The following is a 23965-nucleotide window of genomic DNA, read 5'->3' on the forward strand; positions in this document are numbered from 1 at the left end:
ATATTTTACTGAATTATCAGTCATTTTGCAATCGAAGATATTGGAAATTGAACATATAATACTAAAAAGTTTAAATGTTGTGTAAACGGGAATAAACCCATATAATTATATGATGTAAGCGCATTCAAAGGGAGGGGTATAATATGAATTTTGAACTAACGGAAGAGCAGCAAATGATACAAAAAATGATAAGAGAGTTTGCTGATGAAGAGGTAGCTCCCGGAGCATTAGAAAGAGATAATAAAAAGGAATTTCCTCTTTCCATTATGAAAAAATTGGCCGAATTAGGCATAATGGGACTCCCGTTTCCTGAAGAATATGAAGGCGGCGGAGCTGATACAATCAGCTTTGCAATTGTAACGGAAGAATTAAGCCGTGCCTGCGGTTCTACAGGTATAACATATTCAGCTCATATCTCTTTGGGCGGAGCTCCCATTCATTTATTCGGAACCGAGGAGCAAAAACAAAAATATTTAGTTCCGATCTGTACAGGGGAATCGATGGGAGCCTTCGGTTTAACTGAACCAAATGCAGGTTCGGATGCAGGGGGAACGCAAACCGTTGCACGTCAAGAATCTGGGGAGTGGGTAATAAACGGAAATAAATGCTTCATTACCAATGCCAGTTACGCAAAGCATTTAGCTTTAACGGCTGTAACCGGACAAAACGATCGAGAAAAAGAGATTACAGCGATTATTGTCCCAACAGATGCAAAAGGCTTTAAAGTCATTGATTCTTACGAAAAAATGGGGTTACATGCATCTAATACAACCGAATTAGTTTTAGAAGAAGTTCGGGTTCCCGAGGAAAATATACTAGGAAAACGCGGGGAAGGATTTCGTCAATTTCTGATTACATTGGATGGCGGGAGAATCGGGATTGGTGCTATGGCAGTCGGGATTGCACAAGCTGCCTTTGAAAAAGCCCTCCAATATGCAGCCGAAAGGAAGCAATTTGGAAGATCATTAAGTCACTTCCAGGCCATTCAATTTAAGCTTGCCGATATGGCTATGAAAATTGAATTGGCACGAAATATGGTGTATAAAGCTGCCTGGCTAAAAGATCAAGGGAAGCCGTTTTCGAAAGAAGCTTCAATGTGTAAGCTATACGCATCCGAAATATGCATGGAAGTAACCAGTCAGGCTGTCCAAATCCATGGAGGAAATGGCTATATGAAGGATTATCATGTGGAAAGATACATGAGAGATGCAAAGCTTTTAGAGATTGGAGAAGGGACGTCAGAGGTTCAGCGAATCGTAATTGCACGTGAAATTCTTAAAAATGCATAACTAAATATTTTCCCCCATATGCTATGGACGGTAGTATTTTTGTCTATTTCGTGAAAATATAAAGAAAATGGTAAATCTACTTTCACTTTATAGCGTTTTCAAGTAAAATAAGTATTGTTTGTACTTATTCCTACCAGAACTACTGTTTCATACATAAGGAGGATCAAGAATGAATCGAAATCCAATTATTCCCTTCGTTCTAATCATGGTATTTGGAATTGGTCTTATTTTCTTCCTCTCATTTATCGGGTTAGACAACAGGGAGGAACGTGCTCAAGGTGACGAAGAAGGAACAGATAATGCTTTATTAGAATTATCACCGGAACAACTCTATCAAGAGGCAGGCTGTATTTCCTGTCATGGAACAAACTATTCTGATGGTTCGGCTCCATCATTAATAGGGCTTTCAGAAAAGTATTCTGCTGACGATATTAAAGAAATTCTAACGAATGGTTTACCTGGCGGAATGCCTGCAGGACTAGTACCAAATGAAAAATTGGACGAAATGGCTGAATGGCTATTAACATTAGAATAAGAAAGGAGTCCTTTGCTTAGCTGAGTAAAGGACTTTTTTTGTACACAGAGTACATTTTTAGAGTTTTCGCGTCTTGTCTTGAAGGACAAAGTGAATAGCAAGCGCGGTGGAAATGTCCATCATCGCAGGAAGAAAGGGAAAATAAGGGATCGTTTGTTATACAGGCAACAGAATGGAATAATAGGATAGGAGGTGGTATCTTTTGAACATAGAACAACTCTCAAAAAGATTAGATGCTGTTTACCAATACATACCCATTCAGGCAGTTCTCGCTGATATTGGCTCAGATCATGCCTATTTACCCTGTTATGCTGTGCAAACGGGCAGAGCTGTTCGTGCGATTGCAGGAGAAGTAGCGGAAGGACCGTTTCAATCAGCTCTGAATCAGGTTATAGAAGCCGATCTATCAACTAAAATAGATGTTCGGAAGGGCGATGGCTTGGCTGTCATAAGTCCGGGTGAAGTCAATTGTATTACGATTGCTGGCATGGGTGGAGCCTTAATTACCCGGATTCTTGAAGAAGGAAAAGATAAATTAACTGAGCAAACAAGATTGATTTTACAGCCGAATATTGGAGGCAATCAGGTCAGAAAATGGCTGGAAAGGAACGGGTGGACTATCGTAAACGAAAATATTTTAGAAGAAGATGAACATATCTATGAAATCATTTGTGCCGATTTTCTGAAGGAAAAGAATGAACGATTAACTGAATTGGAAATATTAATGGGTCCTTTTTTAATTAAGGAAAAAAATCAGGCCTTTCGCCAAAAGTGGCAAGGGGAAAAAGAGCAGTTAGTAAGAGTTTTACAGTCTTTAAATTTAGCTAAGCCATCAGAAGAAACAAATGAGAAAAAGGAAAGAATCCGGCACGAAATTAATTTAATTGAGGAGGGATTACGCCAGTGAAAAGTGTAAATGGCCATCAGATTATCGAGCTTTTCGAACAGTTTTCTCCAAAAAAATACGCAATGGAAGGTGACAAAATCGGTCTGCAAATCGGTGATTTAAGCCGAAAAGTAGAAAAGGTACTGGTCACCTTAGATGTTACTATGGCTGTTGTAGAAGAAGCGATTCGTAAAGGCGTTCAATTAATCATAGCCCACCACCCTCCCATTTTTAGGCCGCTTCAGCGAATAGAAGGCGGCTCCATTTTTGAAAGTTTAATTAAGCATGATATCTCCGTATATGCTGCTCACACGAATTTGGATGTGGCAGTAGGAGGGGTTAATGATTTATTAAGTAAAAGACTAGGTTTAAAGAATACAAAGGTCTTAGTTCCAACTCACGATATTCCCTTGAAGAAATTGGTTGTCTTTGTTCCGCTTGAAAACGCCGATGAGGTACGGAACGCATTAGGAAAAGCGGGTGCAGGCCATATTGGTGAATATAGTCACTGTTCATTCTCTGCCAATGGAGAAGGAAGATTTCTCCCCGGAGATGCGTCCAATCCATATTTGGGGACCATTGGGAAGCTGGAAACGGTAGCTGAACAAAGAATTGAAACGATTTACCCGGTTTCCATTGAAAAACAGGTACTAAATGCAATGTTTTCATCCCACCCTTATGAAGAAGTGGCCTATGATATTTATCCATTGGATCTGAAGGGGGAACCGTTAGGACTTGGAAGAATCGGCACCCTTGAAGAGCCAATGAGTTTAAAAGAATTCGCAGAATTTGTGAAAAAACAGTTAGATGTTTCGATGGTTCGGGTTGTTGGAAAGCTGGAGGACACCATTAAAAAGGTTGCTGTTCTGGGTGGGGACGGAAATAAATACTATAGACATGCAATCCGTAATGGGGCAGATGTTTATCTAACAGGAGATCTTTATTTTCATACGGCTCAGGATACTTTGCAGGATGGGTTAAATGTAATCGACCCCGGCCACCATGTCGAAAAGGTAATGATAAAGGGCGTTGCAGAAAAAATGACAGAGCTAGCTCCAGAACAATGGGATGTTAAATTTCTTCCGTCAGAAGTGAATACAGATCCATTTCATATTGTATAAAGAAAATAGCTCGGGATATCCCGAGCTTTTTAAGTCTTTTGTGTTTTTACTTTTGGCAGAATTTTTTCTAACGGAACTTTTTTCTCACGGCCCCAGGTAGATGAGTCGTTCGGGTCGAACTGTTCCAGGAAAGTAATAACTTCCTTTGTAATGGGTGTTGGTGTAGAAGCTCCGGCCGTAACGGCGACCGTTTCAGCATCTTTAATCCAATCAATGTTTAACTCGCTAATATCGGAAATCCGATAGGCTTTCGTACCCGCAATTTCTTCGGACACTTGTGCCAGTCGATTCGAATTATTACTTTTTGGATCACCTACAACAATTAAAACATCGGCATTCTTTGCTTGTTCCGCAACCGCTTCCTGTCTTACCTGAGTTGCCAAACAAATCTCACGGTGTTTTTCAGCATGAGGGTACTTTTCTGTTACTTTATCCATTATATGGGCTACATCCCATTGGCTCATTGTCGTTTGGTTCGTTACAATGATTTTATCTGCTTGAATATTTAAAGCTTCCACATCCTCAACAGTTTCAACAAGATGGACAATATTTGGGGCTACTCCAACTGCTCCCTCTGGTTCAGGGTGTCCTTTTTTACCAATATAAATGACTTCATAACCCTCTTTTTCCTTTTCCCGGATTAAGTCATGTGTCTTGGTAACATCCGGACAGGTTGCATCAATGGTGACGAACCCTTTTTTCGAAGCGAGTTCACGGACTTCTGGAGAAACACCGTGGGCCGTAAATATAACTGTTCCTTTATCGACTTTTTCTAAAATCTCTTTTCTGTTTTTACCATCTAATGTAATAATCCCTTCTTTTTCAAAGGCATCTGTAACGTGTTTATTATGGACAATCATCCCCAAAATATAGATAGGACGAGGTAATGTAGGATCTAAACTTGCGTTTCGTGCGATGACCATCGCATCAACGACACCATAGCAATAACCTCTAGGGGTAATTTTTAAGACATTCATAAAAGTCCAATCCTCCTAGATTATCATAGATACTTTCATACTCTTCTATTATAAAGGAGGATTCGTAATAAGACAAAAAGGAACCATTACTTTCTAAACATACAGCTTTGGACGGTGGCGATTATTCGAAGCTTTGGAAGCAGCTGATGCAGTTGTATGACTCGCTTTTTTAGCTGAAGTGCTTTTTTGTTTTTTTTGCTTTTCCTTGGATTGCTCTGCACTTTGTGCTTTCGCTTTACCGTTATGAGTGGTATCCTTTTCATTGGAATCTTCATTATCATCTTTTAAACTTCGATATAGCTTCCACATTGCAGGCAGATTTCGTACCAGAGGTCCATATTGTTCTATTACAGGCTGTATCTGAGATGCTGCTTGAATAACCGATTGAGTCTGATTTAGGATGTTCATTATACCGCTAGGCTGAGATGCTGCTTGAAGCAGGCCGTTGCTTCTTGCAGCCCCCTCAAACCCGGAAGCTGTGTTTGCTCCTCTTGCGCCGCCTTTAAACAGTTTGGAAAGAAGACCGCCAGATCCACCAGGATTACCTTGACCAGGTTGATTTTTAATCCGGCTTAATAAACCTCCAGTCCCTCTTCTCGACGGATTGGCGCCAAATCCTCCTCTGCTGGCTTGATTTGCTCCAAATCCGCCTCTTCTTAATGAAAAGTTGCTTGTTCGCATGTTTTGTCCCATTTGAGGTCTATACATCATATAAGGATTTCTGCCATACAACCCTCTCTGTCCCATCATCGGGGGCACCTGTCTTGGAGGCATATCATGACCCTCCTCTCTTGTATTCGATTCTCTTGATACAATATGCGAAAAATAGGATTTTGGTAATAATCAAGATATATGTTTATCGTCTTTCGGTGGAGAAATAATAAAATTATAAGTATAATGTAGATTGGGATTTTCACAAAGGAGAATTAATAATGAAAAAACATCCATTTGAAAGGTTTAATATTCATCCTGCTTTTGTTCAGGTGATTGATAAAAAAGGGTTTTATGAACCGACAGACATTCAGGCGAAGGTCATTCCGCTCGTACTTAAAAAGGAAAGTATTATTGGACAATCCCAGACAGGAACTGGGAAATCTCATGCGTATTTATTGCCTGTTCTATCGATGGTTGAAGCCGAATTAGAGGCTGTACAAGCTGTGATTACAGCTCCGACCCGAGAGTTAGCCTTGCAAATTTTTGAGAATTTTAAAGAACTGACAGCTGCTTTACCTGACAATGAAAAAATTACAGGGAAATGCCTCATTGGCGGAACAGACAAACAGCGAACAATAGAAAAACTGGGAACTCCGCCACAAGTTGTAATTGGGACACCGGGGAGAATATTAGACCTTGTCAAAGAACAAGCCTTAAGTTTCCATAAAACATCTATGCTAGTCGTTGACGAAGCAGATATAATGCTTGATATGGGGTTTATTCACGAGGTAGACCAACTGGCAGGGAGAATGCCGGAAAAACTGCAAATCTTAGTATTTTCTGCTACAATCCCCGAAAAACTAAAGCCGTTTTTAAAAAAGTACATGGAAAATCCAGTGTATATGCAAATTGATCCAAAAACAACGTCACCTAAGAAAATTGATCATATTCTCGTTCCATTGAAATCACGCACGAAAGAAAATCTTCTATACGACATCCTAACTTCGATTAATCCATACATAGCTCTTGTATTTGCGAATACGAAGGAAAAAGTTGACGAATTTGCAGATGCTCTTTCTGAAAAAGGACTGAAGACTGCGAAATTTCATGGCGGCCTCAATCCCCGGGAACGAAAGAGAATCATGAAGCAAATCAGGGATTTGGAATTCCAATATGTCGTAGCAACCGATCTTGCAGCAAGGGGAATCGATATCGAAGGGGTCAGCCATGTTGTCAATATGGAACTGCCGACCGATCTTGATTTTTATGTACACCGAACCGGGCGAACAGGGAGAGCAGACCTTTCTGGAATAGCTATTACCGTATATGAACCCTCAGATGAACATGCATTAAATGAACTGGAAAAGAAGGGGATTCAATTTCAGTCGAAGGATTTAGTAAAAGGTGAATGGAGGGATATTCCTGATCGGAATCGAAGAAAAAAGAGAGAGCGCACAGAAGAAGACATCCCGGAGAAAAGTTCAATGAGAGTAAAAAAACCTGCAAAGGTCAAGCCCGGGTATAAAAAGAAAATGAAAGCTGAATTAGAAAAGCTGAAAAAAAGAGAAAAGCGAAAAATCGCAAAAAAGAAATCATAAGGGAGAGTTGAATATGTTAATCGGATCTCATGTATCCATGAGCGGGAACAAAATGCTATTAGCTGCAAGTGAAGAGGCAGTTTCTTATGGAGCCAACACATTTATGGTTTACACGGGCGCACCGCAAAATACGAGAAGAAAAAAAATAGAGAATCTAAATATCGAAGCTGGACTGGCCCATATGAAGGAACATGGCATCGAAGAAATTGTTGTACATGCTCCGTATATCATCAACATTGGAAATTCTGTTAATCCTGATACCTATCAATTGGGCGTTGATTTCCTGCGTTCAGAGATCGAGAGAACGGAGGCCATCGGCGCAAAACAAATCGTCCTTCACCCAGGTGCACATGTAGGAGAAGGAGAAGAAAAAGGTATCAAAAAGATTATTGAGGGGCTAAATGAGGTAATCAGTAAAGAACAAAATGTGCAAATTGCGCTTGAGACAATGGCAGGTAAAGGTTCTGAATGCGGTAAAACATTTGAAGAACTAGCCCAAATCATTAATGGAGTCACCCACAACGAAAAACTGTCTATTTGTTTTGATACATGTCATACTCATGATGCCGGATATGACATCGTTAATGATTTTGATGGTGTGCTGGAAGAATTTGATAAAATTATAGGTGTAGACCGTATAAAGGTTCTTCATATTAATGACAGTAAAAATAGTGTTGGGGCTAGAAAGGACCGTCACGAAAATATTGGTTTTGGACAGATTGGATTTAAAGCGATTAATTATATTGTTCATTACCCTCAATTTTCTTCCATTCCTAAAATTCTTGAAACACCGTATGTAGGAGAAGATAAAGCGAATAAAAAACCTCCTTATAAAAAGGAGATTGAAATGTTAAGGAGTCAAAGCTTCAATGAACAATTGCTGGAAGATATAATGGCACAAGAAGCATAACGCTAAGGAGATTAAGGAAAAGTCTTTACTCTGACTTTTCCTTTTTCCTATTTTGTAAATTGGATAAATAGCTGATTAACTTCTTTTGCCACATCTGGTCCGGTAATCTTGGCTACTTCTTTTACTAATTGGGCACGTTCCTTGTCGTTGAAAATATTGATGCCTCTGCCCTTAACTAAGCGGGCTACTTGTTTTGCCTGATCTGAATTAATAGAAATATTAAATTGCTTGCTATATTTTAAGATATCTTCAGGGGTTATATTATTAATTTTATAATTCACGACATTTTCAAATAATTTCATATTATCACTCCTCCTCACAAAATATATGTATGATTAAGTTGTTTTGTGACAACAAAAGAAAGGAATATCACGGTGGCTGGAAAAATACATAAAAAAGAATCGATTGCGCATATAATCTATCGCTTTATCATGATATTAATCGGAGCAGCCATGGCTGCTGCATCAATTGAACTATTCCTTGTTCCTAATCAAATAATTGATGGCGGGATTATCGGGATTTCATTAATATTAGATTTTTTATTTACTGATATATTCCCCTTCATTAGTTTTGGCGTGCTGGTCGTTGTTTTAAATCTGCCGTTCATGTTAGCTGGATATAAGCAAATCGGCAAAACTTTTATGATTTCCTCTTTGTTTGGCATTATTGCATTAGCTGTAATCGAACAGCTGCTGCACCATATAGATCCATTTACCGACCAGGTCATATTAGCTACAGTTTTTGGAGGATTGCTTTTAGGAGGAGGAGTCGGTCTTGTCATTCGTCATGGCGGTGCGATGGATGGTACTGAGATTTTAGGAATTATGCTGACGAAACGAGCTCCTTTCTCTGTCGGAGAGTTTGTAATGTTCGTTAATATTTTCATTTTTGCATGGGCCGCTTTTGTGTTCGGACCGGAGCAGGCAATGTTTTCTGTCATGACCTATTACATTGCATTTAAAACAATCGATGTTGTGATTCAGGGTCTTGATGAAACAAAAGCTATCTTTATTGTGTCTGATCATTATACAGAGATTTCTGAAGCTATTTTAAGCCGGCTAGGTCGGGGGACAACAATGCTGCAAGGCCGGGGTGGTTTTACTGAAAATGAAAAAGAGGTCATATATGCGGTAGTAACAAGATTAGAAATTACAAAATTAAAAGCGATTATCAATGACATAGACCCACATGCATTCGTAACAATCATGGCTACACAAGAAACAAAGGGCGGCCGCTTTAAATCAGCGATTCACTAAGAGCATAGTGTTTTTTACTGTGCTCTTTTCTTACTCCATCCAATAATAGTATGTTATCTGATATTTATGATGAATGATTAGGTTTGTTCTGTTTACAGATATCCTTATATTGTGTATACTACGATTTGAAGTTTCTAAATCGGAATGATTACGAAAGAGTGATTTAATATGACACAAAACGCAATAGAAATAAAGAACTTATCTTATAGATACGATGATTTACCCGTATTAGAACATATAAATTTAGAGGTTCCCCAAGGGTCTTTTTTAGGACTGGTTGGCCCAAACGGTTCTGGTAAATCAACCCTGCTTAAATTAATTCTTGGACTCCTCAAACCGCAGCAGGGATCGATTCAATTATTTGGAACCGATTCAAAATCCTTTACGCAGTATGAAAAAATTGGTTATGTGTCCCAAAAAGCGAACTCTTTCAATAGCGGATTCCCCGCTACCGTTTTGGAGGTAGTATTAAGCGGACTTACAAAAAAGATCGGCCTGTTTAAATTTCCGTCCAAACAAGATAAACAAAAAGCAATAGAAGCGATTCAAGCTGTTGAAATGGATAATTTTTTATATCGAAATATAGGTGAATTATCAGGCGGACAGCAGCAAAGGGTTTTTATTGCTCGCGCATTAGCTAGTGAGCCCGAGCTTTTGATTCTTGATGAGCCGACAGTAGGTGTTGACACGAAGAGAGTCGATGGATTTTATGACTTATTAGAGAAATTAAACCGTGATAAAAGAATCACCATGATATTGGTTTCTCATGATGTCGGAACCATTACGAGTAAAGTCAGCCATGTTGCCTGTTTAAACAAGCATTTACATTTTCATGGGTTAGTTAAGGAATTTGAAAATCTAGAGCAAACCGCTCTTTCAGGTCTTTATGGACATGACATTCATTTGTTAACGCATCAACACTAAAAATGGGGAAGAAATATAATGATATCAAGTATTTTGGAGTATGAATTTTTAAGAAATGCTTTTTTAACCGGTGTGATAGTTGGAATCATTGCTCCTTTGCTGGGGGTATTTATAGTTGTAAGACGGCTTGCTTTAATCGCTGACGCACTAAGCCATGTAACACTGTCAGGAATTGCTTTCAGCCTGCTTTTAAGTAAATCATTCACCTGGTTTGCAGGTATTAATCCATTATATATGGGTGTGCTGTTCTCTTGTACGGGTGCTTTGTTTATTGAGAGGCTGCGGAGTGTATATAAACATTACCAAGAGCTTGCCATTCCTATTATTTTGTCAACAGGAATTGGGCTAGGTGCGATCTTTATTTCCATGGCAGATGGTTTTAATACAGACCTTCTAAATTATTTATTTGGAAGTATCAGTGCGGTTACACAATCTGATTTAACATTAATTCTTTTTATCAGTCTGATCGTAGTTACAACTGTTATTATCTTTTACAAAGAATTATTTTTACTTTCCTTTGATGAAGAACATGCAAAGGCTTCTGGACTAAAGGCCGCTTATATACATGTTCTTTTTATTCTGCTTGTTGCATTGGTGATTGCCGCATCAATGAGAATAGTTGGCATTCTCTTAGTTTCCGCCTTAATGACCTTGCCTGTTGCGGCTAGTATTCGCATTGCAAATGGATTTAAACAATCCCTGTTTTTATCGATTCTTTTTGGAGAGATTTCCGTTCTCGGAGGGCTGGTAAGCGCCTATTACTTAGATCTTGCTCCTGGCGGGACGATTGTAATATTTTCAGTACTCATTCTGCTTTTTTCAATTGGATATAAACAAATCAAAACAAAGCTAAAAAGAATATGATAAAATAAAGGAAGGTGGTGGTAATTGTGAATGTCACACAGGCAATCGATCTTTTAAAGCAAAATGGCTTTAAATATACGGATAAGCGTGAATTCATGCTGGAAAGTCTTGCAGCACATAATAAATACTTATCTGCAAAAGAAGTGATGGAATTGATGAAATCGGATTTTCCAGGTATTAGTGTAGATACGGTCTATCGAAATTTATCATTATTTTCAAAGCTCGGAATTTTAGAACAAACAGAGTTTTCAGGGGAGATGAGGTTTCGGTTTACGTGTGACCATCATCACCATCATCATCATTTTATCTGTCTCGAATGCGGAAAAACGAAGGAAATTGAATTATGTCCAATGGAAGTACTGCCAGGTAATTTTGAAGAATATGCCATCCATGACCATAAATTTGAAGTATACGGGAAGTGTCCCGAATGTAAAAGAGCATGAGCCCAGGAGGGTTCATGCTCTTTTTCTGGATTTTCCAAACGCGCGCTTAACGGGTTTTTACGATTTTATCTGTATCCACTCCTGTACCCACTGGTTAGCCTCATCCCATGACTTAACGCGAATAACACCAGTTGGAATTGGATCTTGGTTATAAGGAGTATCAAATAATAATACAGGTATCCCGCATTCTAAATGAATATTCACAGCATTATCATGCTTATCCTCTAAAAAAAGGTCAACATCATATTTTTGAGCAGCCCCAATCTTATCATGCGAACCGATTAATTCAATATGATGATAATATAGATCTTTTTCGTTAAACCATTGTCTTGTAACATCTAAGAGATGTGAACTTCTTGCACTGATAAAATATAATTCAAATCGCTCTTTCCACTCGTTTAAAACCTCTTGTGCCCCAACGGCTAAAGGTGAACTCTGATAAATCTCAGGTTCTTTTTTTACAAACCACTGATTAAATTCATCCGGTCTTACCTTTACTGCTTTTGTCAAATCATATTGAGTAACATCCTCTAATTTTAACGATAATCCAAATGCTTTATTTATATGAGGAAGCATCGAATTGGGGTCTGTTACAGTTCCATCTATATCAATTCCAAAGCGTAATGGTTTATTCACGTGTCTCTTCCTTCCAATTCATTGTCAAATATTCCTTATAAGCCTCTTTTAAAGCGTACAAAAAGAAGTGTATCACACCTTTATGGTTTTCTACAGCATTAATTAATTTAGCTGTTAAAGATTAACATGAGGAAAAACAGAAGTTTTGCAAAAAATATGAGTGCTCCTACTTTGAAAGTGAGGGATGTAAATGGCAGACGAGAGAAAATTCATTGATCATAATATTGATGTAAGAGATACCAATGAAGAGATTATGGAACAACGAATTAACAATGGGGATTATTTAGAGGAAGCATCTACAGAGGTAGCAGCTCCTTTTGCCGGACCTCGGAGAAATGAAAGAGCTAATACAGAAGACACAGAAACAGGCGGCAGAGGATTAGGGTATGTTGGAATTGCCTTATCTATTCTTGCACTGTTTGTCCTTCCTGTTTTATTTGGAGCTGCAGGCATTGTTTTAGGATTTATCGCAAGAAGAAGAGGAGCAGAAGGAATCGGCGCAACAGCCATTGGAATTGGTGCTGCGGCGATCATTTTAAGCCTTTTTCTAGCCCCATTTTTTTAACGGTTAAGCCTTTAGGAGCATAAGAAAAGAGCTTGGTCTTTTTAGACCAAGCTCTTACTTTTCTTAAGCTTTTTGGGCTTCTGCCTGTTTTTTATAATATTCTTCAGCCAATTGATCAATTTCTTTCTTCAGTTCATCCACCATTGTTTCTTCTGGCACTTTCCGGACAATCTTTCCTTTTCTAAAGAGGAGCCCTTCGCCTCTTGCACCGGCAATTCCAATATCTGCTTCTCTCGCTTCTCCTGGTCCGTTGACCGCACAGCCAAGTACAGAAACCTTGATGGGGGCTTTAATTTTTTGGATATATTCCTCCACTTCATTCGCAATGCTAATTAAATCAATTTCAATTCTTCCGCATGTTGGACAAGAAATTAATGTTGCCGCGTTTGAAGCGAGACCGAATACTTTTAAAAGCTCTTTTGCTACTTTTACTTCTTCAACCGGATCTGCACTTAAAGAAATCCGAAGGGTATTTCCGATTCCCTTGCTAAGAATCGCTCCCAAGCCTGCAGCACTTTTTATCGTACCTGCAAAAAGTGTTCCTGATTCCGTGATACCTAAATGCAGCGGATAATCGAAGGCTTTAGCGGCTTTTTCATAGGCCTCAATGGCTAATTGGACATCTGAAGCCTTCATCGACACGATGATATCCTGAAAATCCAGTTCTTCTAGAATTTTGATGTGATGAAGGGCACTTTCGACCATGCCATCAGCAGTTGGATAGCCATATTTTTCAAGGATTTTCTTTTCTAAAGAACCAGCGTTTACTCCAATTCGAATTGGTATTCGCCGTTCTTTTGCTGCTTTTACAACAGCTTCTACTTTTTCTCTTCTGCCAATGTTCCCTGGATTTATTCGAATCTTGTCAACGCCGCCCTCAATCGCTTTTAGGGCAAGGCGATAGTCAAAATGAATATCAGCTACTAATGGAATGTTGATTTGTTTTTTGATTTCCGGAATGGCATCGGCTGCTCTTTCATCCGGAACAGCAACCCGGACGATTTGACATCCAGCCTCTTCAAGCCGGTGAATTTCTTCAACCGTAGCTTTAACATCATGAGTTTTCGTTGTGGTCATACTTTGTATAAAAAGTTCATTGCTTCCGCCAATGGTTAAATTACCGACCTTTACTGGTCTTGTCTTTGTACGATGAATGAGTTCGCTCAAGAGTCATTCGCTCCCTTTCGTCAATTAGAACTTCTAATTACCCATTCATTGTACCAGTCAATTGAGGAAATTGACAAGGATAAGGGACTAATCACGATAGATAGGGATTTTATATATTTTTCCCGCCTGAATTTGTTCAGGCGCCATTTGATTCAATGAAATAAAATCTTGTACAACTGTATCAATTTCGACTGGTAATGTGCCTGTATACCTTTCTACAATGGATAGAACTGTTTCCCCGCGGCTAACAATATGCTCAACATATGCAATATCTCCTGTATTTGCTGCGTTTACTTCTGCTGTTTCCATCTGCGCTGTTGCCTTTAGGGGAAGTGTACCGACTTTTAAATCATAGTAAAGAGATAGTAGGAACAATAGGACTGTGATTATAGCTGCGACTCGTTTCATCAAAAATACCTCCCTTGGTCTGCTTGTCCCATATATATGACCAAGGAAAATTTTTATGACTTGTTTCAACATTAAATTTATACTTTTTTAACATTACCTTTACATAACACTGCCATAATGAGACATGTGAAGAAATATATAACAGACTTTGAAAGAGGCAGATTATGTTAAAAAAATCTCTAAATGTTATATTACAAGGGTTTAAGCTAAAACAACTGTCATTGCGTACGCGTCTAGTATTACTGATTTTTCCCTTATTTTTATTAAGCGCCAGTGTTACTACTTTAATCACTTATAACCAGGCAATGGAAAATGGAATTAAACTAATGGAAGAACGGCTAGAAACGGAACTGCAATTTATTTATGAGACATCTCAAAGTTTAATGTATCAATATGTTGGAGATCCAGATTCTTTTAATCGAGAACTCGAAAAGGCGATAAAAAGGCAGGATGCCAATTTTTCGCAAGATGGATACAGGGGGGACTTTTTTTTCGTAAGAGATGAAACCATATCACCGATTGGCTCCAGTAATTCTCTTTATAAGCCAACTGAATCAGTGCTCGGGGAGATGAAAAACAAAACAAGCGGTGTCATTCATGATGAAATAAACGGCGATCCGATTACGATTGGGTTTCAAGAAATTCAAGAAATTCGAGGGAAATATGCGATTTTAATTCCCCAGAATGAATATTTGTCATCCATCTATGAGTTAAGAGAGCTCTTATTATCTATTTTAATCGTCAGCAGTATCGTTATTTTTTTAATCATCTTTTTAATTACAAGATCAATAACAAAACCCATCCATACTTTAAGCCAGCATATGTCTAAAATGAATGGAACTAAACTCCAGCTTTCTGAACTGGAAATCAGTGAGAAACGCAGCAGTCCTGAAATACAAAATCTCGTCGGAACGTATAACATTATGATTGGCCAGATGAAAAAAATGATTGAGGAAATCCAGCAAACAAGCAGTCATTTAATTCAAGCCGAATCGAAATTAAAATCAAATGCAGAAATTCTCAAAGAGGAACAGCATCATGTTCAAGAGGTTTTGCAAAATGTACATATCGGTGCTAAAGAAACAGCTGCAAGCTCATATATGACGACAAAGGAACAAAAGAATATGGCACAGTCTGTTTCCCTCGTTACAAGTAAAGTTAATGAAATGATGAGGCAAACAGAAGGCTCTACTTCTTATACAGAAGAAGGGAAGTCAACCATGGATGCGATGATTCATGGAACGATTGAAATGAAAGGTAAAATGGTGAATATGTCGCATGCAATCAAAAGTATGGAAGACCATACTTCAAAAATAGGAGATGTTTTGTTAACGATCAAAAAAATAGCAGAACAAACAAAATTGTTATCCTTAAATGCAGCGATTGAAGCAGCTCGGGCAGGAGATGCAGGTACAGGATTTATGGTAGTTGCGGACGAGATTAAAAAACTGGCTGAACATTCATCAAATGCTGTCCAACAAGTTGGCATGATGACAGCAAGAATCGACCAGCAAGCTAAACAAGTAACCAATCAATTCTCTCTTTTAGAAAAGGAATTCGAAAATCAGGATGTGATGGCGAATCAAAGTATTGAGTTATTTGATAAACTCTTACATGATCTCCGTATTATTATGGAATGGACGATGGATGTTGGACAAGAAGTAAACTTATTAGTATCAACCCTCCCAACTATTGAAATCCGAACAGAAGAAGTAAATATTATAGCAGAAAAAACAATTAAATCTGTCGATGATATGAATCTTTATTTTACAAAGCTTGGAGAGAGACTGGATACGAACGTGTACCTAGCTGAAACCTTATCTGAGCTATCCGCCAGACTAACCCACTTGCTTCGGAAATTTGAAATAGAGCAACAAACAGGGACTACACCTTAATAAGGCGCAGTCCCTGTTTGTTTCGCTTTATTATAATTCGGTTGCTTTCGATTCAGGAATTTCCTTAACGGCTAAGTACAAGAAAATAATCGATACGCCCCAGTGAATGAATAATGCCCCGGGTACAGTGGTTTTTAAAAATCCCATAATCATAAAGAATACGGTTGGGAGGGTAATACAATAGGCTGTCATCCGCCATACCTGGCCATACTTTAATTTCTTGCCTAATGAACTGACAAGTATAAGACCAATAGCTGCGAGAATCGTAATTTCAAGAAAATCAATTCCAGCTGAAAAGACGTACATAATGACAAAAAGAATAGGTAAGAAAATCACTGAAATAGAATCAAATGATTGAATCAGTGCCTGAACATCCTGTTTTGAAATAGCTGCCACGTCAAATAAGGTGTAAGGGTAGCTATCGACGACTCCATTAGATACTAATACAAACTCATTTTTTAATAGGGCAATCGCATCCTCATTGGTATCCAAATCATTAACATCCGTATTTCCGGAACTGTCGAAAATTAGGGTTAAACCATACTTCTCTAAAATCAAGGGCTCGTTCCGCTCTGATGTTAACGTACCATTTTCAATTGTAAAGTCTGGAAGATCATCTTCAATCGTATCAGCAACAGCATCAATTGATTTAGTTATGCCTTCTTGCAGGTTATAAAAAGTGGGAATAACGGAAAGCAGCGCTAGAAAGAATACGTACAAAATAGTTTTACCAATGCCCTGCATACGAAAACTGGCGATATCACCCGGCGAAAATAAACTCCTATAAAATTGTTTAAAAATATTCATAATGCCGTCTCCCTTTCATCGTCTTTCTACATAGTTTAGACTGGCAAAAGCGGGAAATCAACTAATTGCAAATGAGCAATATTACAAAAGTAAACGAAATGTTAATTTTTTGTAAACACTATTTACTTTTCCTTAATAAATCATTAATAATTGTATGGGGTTTTTAGACAAACACTTTTGTGTAAATTAAGGGGTTGAATCGTTTGGAAGGGATCGATTTACAAGCACTTATATTTGAATTTTTAGGCGGACTTGGTATTTTCCTTTTAGGAATTAAATTCATGGGAGAGGGATTACAAAAAGCTGCTGGTGATAAATTGCGTGATATTCTTGACAGATGGACATCAAATCCAATATTAGGTGTTCTCGCAGGGATGTTAGTAACCATTTTAATCCAATCAAGTTCTGGAACCACCGTAATTACCGTCGGACTGGTAAGTGCCGGTTTTATGACTCTGAGACAAGCTATCGGTGTTGTAATGGGGGCAAACATTGGGACAACGGTAACAGCGTTTATTATTGGGATTGATGTCGGTGCCTATGCTTTACCTATATTGTTCCTTGGAGTCGTGTTTTTATTTTTCTTTAAGAGTCGTAAATGGCAAAATCTCGGTCAAGTATTATTCGGTTTCGGTGCCTTATTCTATGGACTTGAACTCATGAGCAGCGGTATGAAACCATTGCGTTCATTGGAAGCCTTTCATGATTTAACAGTAGAAATGGCTTCAACACCAATCCTAGGGGTTGTAGTAGGTACATTATTTACTGTGATTGTCCAAAGTTCATCTGCGACTGTCGGTATTCTTCAAGGATTATATGAACAAGGCCTGGTGAATTTAGATGCCGCCTTACCTGTATTATTTGGTGATAATATTGGTACAACCATTACGGCTGTAATTGCAGCTATAGGGGCTTCGGTAGCTGCAAAACGAACAGCGGCCAGTCACGTTATGTTTAATGTGATCGGGACTATTATCTTTTTACTATTACTCAAACCATTTACGATCTATATCGAATATTTAACTCAAGTCCTCGACCTAGGTCCAAAAATGCAAATTGCTTTTGCACACGGGTCCTTTAACATAGTTAATACAATCATACAATTACCGTTTATAGCTTATATCGCAAAAGCTGTTACAAAGCTTGTTCCTGGTGAAGATACGTATGTTGAGTATAAAGCTAAGCACTTAGATCCGATTTTTATTGAACAAAACCCATCCATTGCATTAGGTCAGGCACAAGAGGAAGTCTTGCGTATGGGGCAGCTGGCAATTAAAGGATTAGAAGAATCATTTGACTTCTTAAAAACAAAAGCATCAAAACACTCAGAAGTGGCCTTACAGTTAGAGGACGCGATAAATAATTTAGATAAAAAAATTACGGATTATTTAGTCGATCTTGCTCGCAGCTCTTTATCTGCAACTGAATCGGAAAGACACTCCTTATTAATGGATACAGTTCGAGATATTGAGCGGATCGGCGATCATTTTGAAAATATCATTGAACTGGTTGATTACCAATTAGCTAATAAAGTGATGATTTCGGATGACGCTATGCAAGACCTTGAAGGTATGTTTAACCTAACTATTAAGACGTTAAAAGATGCAATTGAGGCCCTTGACCACAACGATTTAAATTTGGCTAAAAAGGTAAAAGATGAAGAAGAGCAGATTGACCAATTAGAAAGAAAGCTGCGCAAGCAGCATATATTGCGTTTGAATGAAGGTCTATGCTCGGGCCAATCTGGTATTGTTTTTGTTGATATTATTAGTAACTTAGAGCGGATTGGCGATCATAGTGTAAATATTGCTGAAGCCGTACTGGGAGAAAGACATTAATTTGATTAAAAGGTGCTACACGAATGGGTAGCGCCTTTTTGATGCTTTTATTTATAATCAGTGTGAGTGGAATTATATAATAGAAGCGGAAAAATACTATAATGAGGTGAAATAAAATCGAATTTTTAACATGGGCTATTGTAATCGTACTATGGTCTCTCGCTTTTATAGGGTTAATTTATCCAATTCTTCCGAGCTCAGTCATGATATTCGGTTCTTTTTTGATTTATGGCTGGTTTGTTAGTTTCGATTCGTTTAACTGGCTGTTCTGGATGATTCAAAGCTGTTTTTTCCTATTATTATTTATTGTTGATTATGTAGCAAACGCATTGGGCATAAAAAAGTTTGGCGGAACAAAAGCAAGTATTTGGGGCAGTACGATTGGAATTTTAGCAGGACCGTTTATAATTCCTTTTGCCGGGATCATTCTGGGGCCATTTATCGGTGCAGTTTTGGGAGAAATGCTTGTTTCAAAGACCCCATTCAAACAAGCGATAAAAATCGGGCTTGGGTCTGTTACCGGATTTATCGGAAGCGTATTTGTGAAAGGGATTATAATGGCAGCCATGGTTTTTTACTTTCTTGTGCTTGTACTTTAATTTTTCTATGCGAAACTCGTGCATTATAATTGAAAGTCCCATTCAGATTTGGTAATCTAATGGTGATTCAACATTTCTCAAATTATTCCAAACTCTGAGAAATGAAATTTACATATTTGGGAGGAATTTTAAGATGGCATATGAATTACCGCAATTACCTTATGCGTATGACGCTCTAGAGCCACACATTGATAAAGAAACTATGAATATTCACCACACGAAACACCATAATACTTATGTAACCAATCTAAATGGTGCTTTAGAAGGTAAAGATGAGTTGCTTAGCAAATCTGTAGAGGAACTTATTTCTAATTTAGATGCAGTTCCAGAAGCTGCCCGCACTGCAGTAAGAAATAATGGCGGCGGACATGCTAACCACTCTTTATTCTGGACCATTCTTTCTCCAAATGGCGGAGGAGCTCCAACTGGTGAAGTTGCTGATGCGATCAATTCTAAATTCGGAAGCTACGAAAAATTCCAGGAACAATTTACAGCTGCTGCTACAGGCCGTTTTGGTTCTGGCTGGGCTTGGCTGGTTGTAAGTAATGGCGAGCTTGAAATTACAAGCACTCCTAACCAAGATTCTCCATTAATGGAGGGTAAAACTCCGATTCTTGGACTCGATGTTTGGGAGCACGCTTACTACTTAAATTATCAAAACCGCCGTCCAGATTACATTAAAGCATTCTTTAATGTAATTAACTGGGACGAAGTTAACAAACGTTATAACGCAGCGAAGTAATAGAAGAAGACGAGAGGGGATCATTTTCTGGTCCCTTCTATTTTTTTTGACTGTTTTTGCTGAAAAGGGATGTTAAAGACCTGATATGATAAATATCGCTCGTATATCAAAGGTTTACACATTTAATTCACGAATTTTTGTTGATTATCAGCCGATTTATGTTAAATATCAAAGGATTCGCTGTATAAATCAACCATTAACCACCCACATGTCACTTTCAGTCATTTCCCGCGAAAAATGAATAATGTCTCCGCTTAATTCAAACAATAAGGTTATGAAAAAGGGGAGACCTATCATGAGTTACTTTAAAAAATGGATCGGTGATGTGGATCTTTCCAAAGATTTGCTCCTCCTTTTATTTATAGGAGGATTATATTCGCTTAGCGTCGCCTTATCCAATACTTTTGTCAATATTTATTTATGGAAACAGTCAGAGAATTATGTCGATTTAGGGTTATACAACTTAGCCGTTGTCGTATTACAGCCTTTAACTTTCATTCTCGCAGGACGGTGGGCAAAAAAAGTGGACCGGGTCATTGTCCTAAGAATGGGAGTTTCTTTTTTAGCCATCTTTTATACGACTGTCCTGCTTGTTGGTGAAAACGCCTCACAATTTATTTTTCTGCTGGGAGCATTGTTAGGAATCGGGTACGGTTTTTACTGGCTCGCCTTTAATGTGTTAACTTTTGAGATAACAGAACCGGATACACGGGACTTTTTTAATGGCTTTATGGGTGTTTTATCATCTTCTGGCGGTATGATTGGGCCAATCGCATCTGGCTATATCATATCAAATTTAACCGAATTTACCGGATACACGATTATTTTTTCGCTTTCATTAGGGCTATTTGTCTTAGCGGTTGTGCTGAGTTTCTTTCTGCAGAGGCGCCCAGCTTCTGGAAGGTATCTTTTTATAAGGATCATTAAAGAAAGGCAGTTTAATAAAAACTGGAAATACATAACGAATGCCCATTTTTTTCAAGGACTTCGTGAGGGAACCTTTATATTCGTGATTTCCGTTTTTGTTTACCTGTCTTCAGGGAGTGAATTAGGCTTAGGAACATACGGGTTAATCAATTCTGCCATTTCGTTTATGGGCTATTATGTAATCTCCCGTGTAATCAAAACAAAGCATAGAAAACGAGCGATTTTACTTGGTGGAGTTCTTTTATATGCTGCCATTTTCTTGATTGTTTATGATGTTTCTTATCTGAAGTTGCTTATATATGGAGGAATTATTGCGATTGCCTATCCAACCTTGCTTGTTCCTTATATTTCTATGACCTATGATGTGATTGGAAGCGGGTGGAAGGCGGCTGAAATGAGGATTGAATATATCGTCGTTCGTGAGCTCTTCCTTAATCTTGGAAGAATTGTCTCGATTCTTGCTTTCCTCGTTACCGTTAGCTTTTTCAACCCCACCGAAAGTGTACCTTTCTTATTAATGATTTTAGGAGCAGGACATCTGATTATTTACTTTTGTGTCAGAAAGGTTTACTTCCAATCGAATTAAGAGAACCGGGTTGGTTCTCTTTTTTATGGCAAAAAATTGCTCAATAAAATATAGTTATTACTAGAATTCCTGTACAATATTCCTTACAATAAAGAAAGAACAAAAATGGAGAGAGATGTGAAAGCTTATGGGAAAAAAGAAGAAAAAAACCCATATCCCCTTTCGTTTAAATATTTTATTCTTTTGTGTGTTTTTGTTATTTTCTGCCCTCATTTTTCGGCTTGGAGTTGTTCAAATCGTAAATGGGGAAGATTATTCAAAAGCCATCGAACGTACAGAAGAAATTACGGTAAACAATTCTGTACCGCGGGGAAAAATGATTGACCGGAATGGGAAGGTAATTGTTGATAATATTCCGCTAAATGCAATTACGTACACGCAAGAGCAATTCGCTGATCAAAGTGAAATGCTCGAGGTTGCGGAGCGATTAGCATTGCTAATTGAAAAAGATAGTAAAGATTTAACCGAGCGGGAAAAGAAAGATTTTTGGCTGATGACACATCCAGAGGAAGCCGAAGCACTTATAACTGATCAGGACCGTCAAGATTTTGAAGACGAGATAATTGACAGCTTGTATAAAGTTCAATTAGAAAGAGTGACTGAAGATCATATTAAACAACTTACTGACGAAGAACTAGAAGTCGCTGCGATTTACTTTGAGTTTATCGGAGGATATGCTCTGACTCCGCAAATAGTAAAGAACGAAAATGTAACCGCTGAGGAATTCGCGGTTATCAGTGAGAACTTAGAAGCTCTTCCAGGTGTAGATACGACAACCGACTGGGAAAGATATTATGCTTTTGGAGATACACTGCAATCTTTGTTAGGCAAGGTAACGTCAGCTGAAGAAGGAATACCTCGTGAAGAATTAGACTATTATACATCGCGCGGATATAGTTTAAATGACAGGGTCGGAAAAAGTTATTTGGAAAAAGTGTATGAAGATCTCTTGCATGGGCAAAAAGCTAAAGTTAAAACCGTTACAGACAATAATGGAAACATTATTGATACCGAAGTTATTTCTGAAGGGGAACGCGGAAAAGATTTAGTCTTGACCATTGATATGGAACTACAGCAAAAAGTTGAAAAAATTCTTGAAGAAGAATTAATTGAAAAGAAAAAGAAATCTGGGACGGATTATTTGGACCGTGCGTTTGTAGTAATTATGGATCCTTATACAGGCGAAGTATTAACTATTGCCGGCAAACTATATCAAAAGAATGAAGAAACAGGCAAAATGGAGATGCAGGATTTCGCCTTAGGCAATATATCAACCTCTTATGTAATGGGCTCTGCTGTCAAAGGGGCAACCGTCCTTACCGGCTATGAAGAGGATATCCTAGAGGTTGGCGGAAGGTTATATGATGAAGTGATTAAAATTGCAAAAACCCCTGAAAAAAGTACGCTTAATGGGGCACTTGGATGGATTGATGATCTAAGAGCTATTCGGAGATCATCTAACGGTTTCATGTATAAAATTGCGATTGGAATCGGCGATGGAAATTATCAGTATAACCAGCCATTGCCTTTAAGAAAAGATTCTTTAGACATTTTCAGAAGGAACTTTGCCCAATTTGGACTGGGTGTTCCTACGGGAATTGATCTGCCCAACGAGCAAATCGGATATAAAGGTGAATTCGGTTCTGGATTTGTATTAGACTTTTCAATTGGACAATATGACTCCTATACTCCGCTGCAAATGGCTCAATATGTATCCACTATTGCAAACGATGGGTATCGGATGAAACCGCAGTTAGTCAAAGAGGTAAGAGAACCTATCTTAGACCAAGAACATCTAGGGCCAATTCTTGACACCTTTGATCCTGTTGTGTTAAACCGTTTAACAATGTCACAACGAGAAATTGATCAGGTACAGTTTGGTTTTTATCAAGTCATGAACCATTCAGAAGGAACTGCGCGTTCATTCCGCGATCTTCCTTATGAACCTGCGGGAAAGACCGGAACAGCTGAAACATATATATATGATCCAGAGCTAGAAAGAGCTGTTCCAACTACAAATCTTTCATTGGTCGGTTATGCACCATATGAGAATCCTGAAATTGCAATTGCGATAGTGGTTCCATCTGCTTATCAAGGCAATGCTAAGCACAATATGAATTTAGATATTGGCAGAAAAGTATTTGATGCTTACTTCGAGTTAAAAGAAAGCCGCAGCACTCAAAATGACCCTGTTCAAGGAATCGAAAATATTGAAGAAGTTCAACAGGGGCAAGAAACCATTCGTGAAGAAAATGAACAGGGTATTGCCGAAGAGGATGATCCTCAAGAAGAAATCGTTACGCCATAAAAAAACCTGATGTGAAATTACATTCACATC

24 protein-coding genes are annotated in these 23965 nt (G+C 38.3%); 17 read left to right on the top strand and 7 right to left on the bottom strand.

Features of this window, described 5'->3' with window-relative positions:
- Positions 1-143: 143 nt before the first annotated feature.
- The 4 genes from CRO56_RS03865 (at position 144) to CRO56_RS03880 (ending at position 3831) form a co-directional block, all read left to right on the top strand.
- Positions 144-1289, top strand: coding sequence for an acyl-CoA dehydrogenase family protein (locus CRO56_RS03865; RefSeq protein ID WP_097157301.1), 1146 nt, complete (start codon positions 144-146; stop codon positions 1287-1289).
- 169 nt (positions 1290-1458) lie between these two features.
- Positions 1459-1824 carry a cytochrome c550 gene (cccA, locus tag CRO56_RS03870; RefSeq protein ID WP_097157302.1) on the top strand — a complete coding sequence of 122 codons (366 nt, stop codon included), beginning with the start codon at positions 1459-1461 and terminating at the stop codon, positions 1822-1824.
- A gap of 202 nt (positions 1825-2026) precedes the next feature.
- Positions 2027-2731: a tRNA (adenine(22)-N(1))-methyltransferase gene (locus tag CRO56_RS03875; RefSeq protein ID WP_097157303.1), complete on the top strand. Its 705-nt coding sequence runs from the start codon at positions 2027-2029 to the stop codon at positions 2729-2731.
- Positions 2728-3831 carry a Nif3-like dinuclear metal center hexameric protein gene (locus CRO56_RS03880; RefSeq protein ID WP_097157304.1) on the top strand — a complete coding sequence of 368 codons (1104 nt, stop codon included), beginning with the start codon at positions 2728-2730 and terminating at the stop codon, positions 3829-3831. Before CRO56_RS03875 ends, CRO56_RS03880 begins: the two co-directional genes overlap by 4 nt.
- A gap of 29 nt (positions 3832-3860) precedes the next feature.
- On the opposite strand, the gene CRO56_RS03885 is transcribed toward CRO56_RS03880, so the two are convergent.
- Together CRO56_RS03885 and vrrA are read right to left on the bottom strand one after the other, a co-directional pair.
- The gene (locus tag CRO56_RS03885) at positions 3861-4808 is read right to left on the bottom strand and encodes a 4-hydroxy-3-methylbut-2-enyl diphosphate reductase (RefSeq protein ID WP_097157305.1); all 948 of its coding nucleotides are present in this window, start codon (positions 4806-4808) and stop codon (positions 3861-3863) included.
- A 93-nt stretch (positions 4809-4901) separates the two neighbouring features.
- Positions 4902-5582 carry a VrrA/YqfQ family protein gene (gene vrrA / locus CRO56_RS03890; RefSeq protein ID WP_097157306.1) on the bottom strand — a complete coding sequence of 227 codons (681 nt, stop codon included), beginning with the start codon at positions 5580-5582 and terminating at the stop codon, positions 4902-4904.
- 158 nt (positions 5583-5740) lie between these two features.
- Here vrrA and CRO56_RS03895 point away from each other — a divergent pair, with 158 nt between their 5' ends.
- Together CRO56_RS03895 and CRO56_RS03900 are read left to right on the top strand one after the other, a co-directional pair.
- The gene (locus CRO56_RS03895) at positions 5741-7060 is read left to right on the top strand and encodes a DEAD/DEAH box helicase (RefSeq protein WP_097157307.1); all 1320 of its coding nucleotides are present in this window, start codon (positions 5741-5743) and stop codon (positions 7058-7060) included.
- A 13-nt stretch (positions 7061-7073) separates the two neighbouring features.
- Positions 7074-7970: a deoxyribonuclease IV gene (locus CRO56_RS03900; RefSeq protein ID WP_097157308.1), complete on the top strand. Its 897-nt coding sequence runs from the start codon at positions 7074-7076 to the stop codon at positions 7968-7970.
- Positions 7971-8017: 47 nt separating this feature from the next.
- Here CRO56_RS03900 and CRO56_RS03905 read toward each other — a convergent pair whose 3' ends face one another.
- Positions 8018-8272: a DUF2624 domain-containing protein gene (locus CRO56_RS03905; RefSeq protein ID WP_097157309.1), complete on the bottom strand. Its 255-nt coding sequence runs from the start codon at positions 8270-8272 to the stop codon at positions 8018-8020.
- Between the two features lie 129 nt (positions 8273-8401).
- Between CRO56_RS03905 and CRO56_RS03910 the strand changes: the two genes are divergently transcribed.
- The 4 genes from CRO56_RS03910 (at position 8402) to CRO56_RS03925 (ending at position 11457) form a co-directional block, all read left to right on the top strand.
- Positions 8402-9226, top strand: coding sequence for a YitT family protein (locus tag CRO56_RS03910; RefSeq protein ID WP_425427177.1), 825 nt, complete (start codon positions 8402-8404; stop codon positions 9224-9226).
- A gap of 168 nt (positions 9227-9394) precedes the next feature.
- Entirely contained in the window at positions 9395-10150 is a 756-nt protein-coding gene (locus CRO56_RS03915) for a metal ABC transporter ATP-binding protein (protein WP_097157311.1), read from the top strand.
- Between the two features lie 18 nt (positions 10151-10168).
- Positions 10169-11014, top strand: a complete 846-nt coding sequence (locus CRO56_RS03920) for a metal ABC transporter permease (protein WP_097157312.1) — start codon at positions 10169-10171, stop codon at positions 11012-11014.
- A 26-nt stretch (positions 11015-11040) separates the two neighbouring features.
- Positions 11041-11457, top strand: a complete 417-nt coding sequence (locus CRO56_RS03925; RefSeq protein WP_097157313.1) for a Fur family transcriptional regulator — start codon at positions 11041-11043, stop codon at positions 11455-11457.
- 57 nt (positions 11458-11514) lie between these two features.
- Here the strand turns inward: CRO56_RS03925 and CRO56_RS03930 are convergent, their stop codons facing one another.
- Entirely contained in the window at positions 11515-12093 is a 579-nt protein-coding gene (locus CRO56_RS03930) for a 5' nucleotidase, NT5C type (protein ID WP_097157314.1), read from the bottom strand.
- A gap of 190 nt (positions 12094-12283) precedes the next feature.
- Here CRO56_RS03930 and CRO56_RS03935 point away from each other — a divergent pair, with 190 nt between their 5' ends.
- Complete coding sequence (locus tag CRO56_RS03935; protein WP_097157315.1) at positions 12284-12658, top strand: hypothetical protein; 375 nt, start codon at positions 12284-12286, stop codon at positions 12656-12658.
- Positions 12659-12721: 63 nt separating this feature from the next.
- Here the strand turns inward: CRO56_RS03935 and ispG are convergent, their stop codons facing one another.
- Both ispG and CRO56_RS03945 read right to left on the bottom strand, forming a co-directional pair.
- Positions 12722-13825 (bottom strand): flavodoxin-dependent (E)-4-hydroxy-3-methylbut-2-enyl-diphosphate synthase, encoded by a 1104-nt coding sequence (gene ispG / locus CRO56_RS03940; RefSeq protein WP_097157316.1) that lies wholly within the window; start codon positions 13823-13825, stop codon positions 12722-12724.
- Between the two features lie 87 nt (positions 13826-13912).
- On the bottom strand, positions 13913-14233 hold the full coding sequence (locus CRO56_RS03945; RefSeq protein ID WP_097157317.1) for a hypothetical protein: 321 nt from the start codon (positions 14231-14233) through the stop codon (positions 13913-13915).
- Between the two features lie 164 nt (positions 14234-14397).
- On the opposite strand from CRO56_RS03945, the gene CRO56_RS03950 reads away from it, so the two are divergent.
- Positions 14398-16128, top strand: a complete 1731-nt coding sequence (locus CRO56_RS03950) for a methyl-accepting chemotaxis protein (RefSeq protein ID WP_097157318.1) — start codon at positions 14398-14400, stop codon at positions 16126-16128.
- A gap of 30 nt (positions 16129-16158) precedes the next feature.
- Here CRO56_RS03950 and CRO56_RS03955 read toward each other — a convergent pair whose 3' ends face one another.
- Entirely contained in the window at positions 16159-16935 is a 777-nt protein-coding gene (locus CRO56_RS03955; protein ID WP_097157319.1) for a DUF1189 domain-containing protein, read from the bottom strand.
- 203 nt (positions 16936-17138) lie between these two features.
- On the opposite strand from CRO56_RS03955, the gene CRO56_RS03960 reads away from it, so the two are divergent.
- From CRO56_RS03960 to CRO56_RS03980, 5 genes are all read left to right on the top strand, one after another.
- Positions 17139-18773, top strand: coding sequence for a Na/Pi cotransporter family protein (locus CRO56_RS03960; protein WP_097157320.1), 1635 nt, complete (start codon positions 17139-17141; stop codon positions 18771-18773).
- 176 nt (positions 18774-18949) lie between these two features.
- Positions 18950-19372 (top strand): DUF456 domain-containing protein, encoded by a 423-nt coding sequence (locus tag CRO56_RS03965; RefSeq protein WP_342745875.1) that lies wholly within the window; start codon positions 18950-18952, stop codon positions 19370-19372.
- Positions 19373-19505: 133 nt separating this feature from the next.
- Positions 19506-20114, top strand: coding sequence for a superoxide dismutase SodA (gene sodA, locus CRO56_RS03970; RefSeq protein ID WP_097157322.1), 609 nt, complete (start codon positions 19506-19508; stop codon positions 20112-20114).
- 295 nt (positions 20115-20409) lie between these two features.
- On the top strand, positions 20410-21627 hold the full coding sequence (locus tag CRO56_RS03975) for an MFS transporter (RefSeq protein ID WP_097157323.1): 1218 nt from the start codon (positions 20410-20412) through the stop codon (positions 21625-21627).
- A gap of 127 nt (positions 21628-21754) precedes the next feature.
- Positions 21755-23935, top strand: coding sequence for a peptidoglycan D,D-transpeptidase FtsI family protein (locus CRO56_RS03980; RefSeq protein ID WP_097157324.1), 2181 nt, complete (start codon positions 21755-21757; stop codon positions 23933-23935).
- Positions 23936-23965: the final 30 nt, after the last annotated feature.

This window comes from Bacillus oleivorans, from assembly GCF_900207585.1.
Lineage (GTDB): Bacteria > Bacillota > Bacilli > Bacillales > JC228 > Bacillus_BF > Bacillus_BF oleivorans.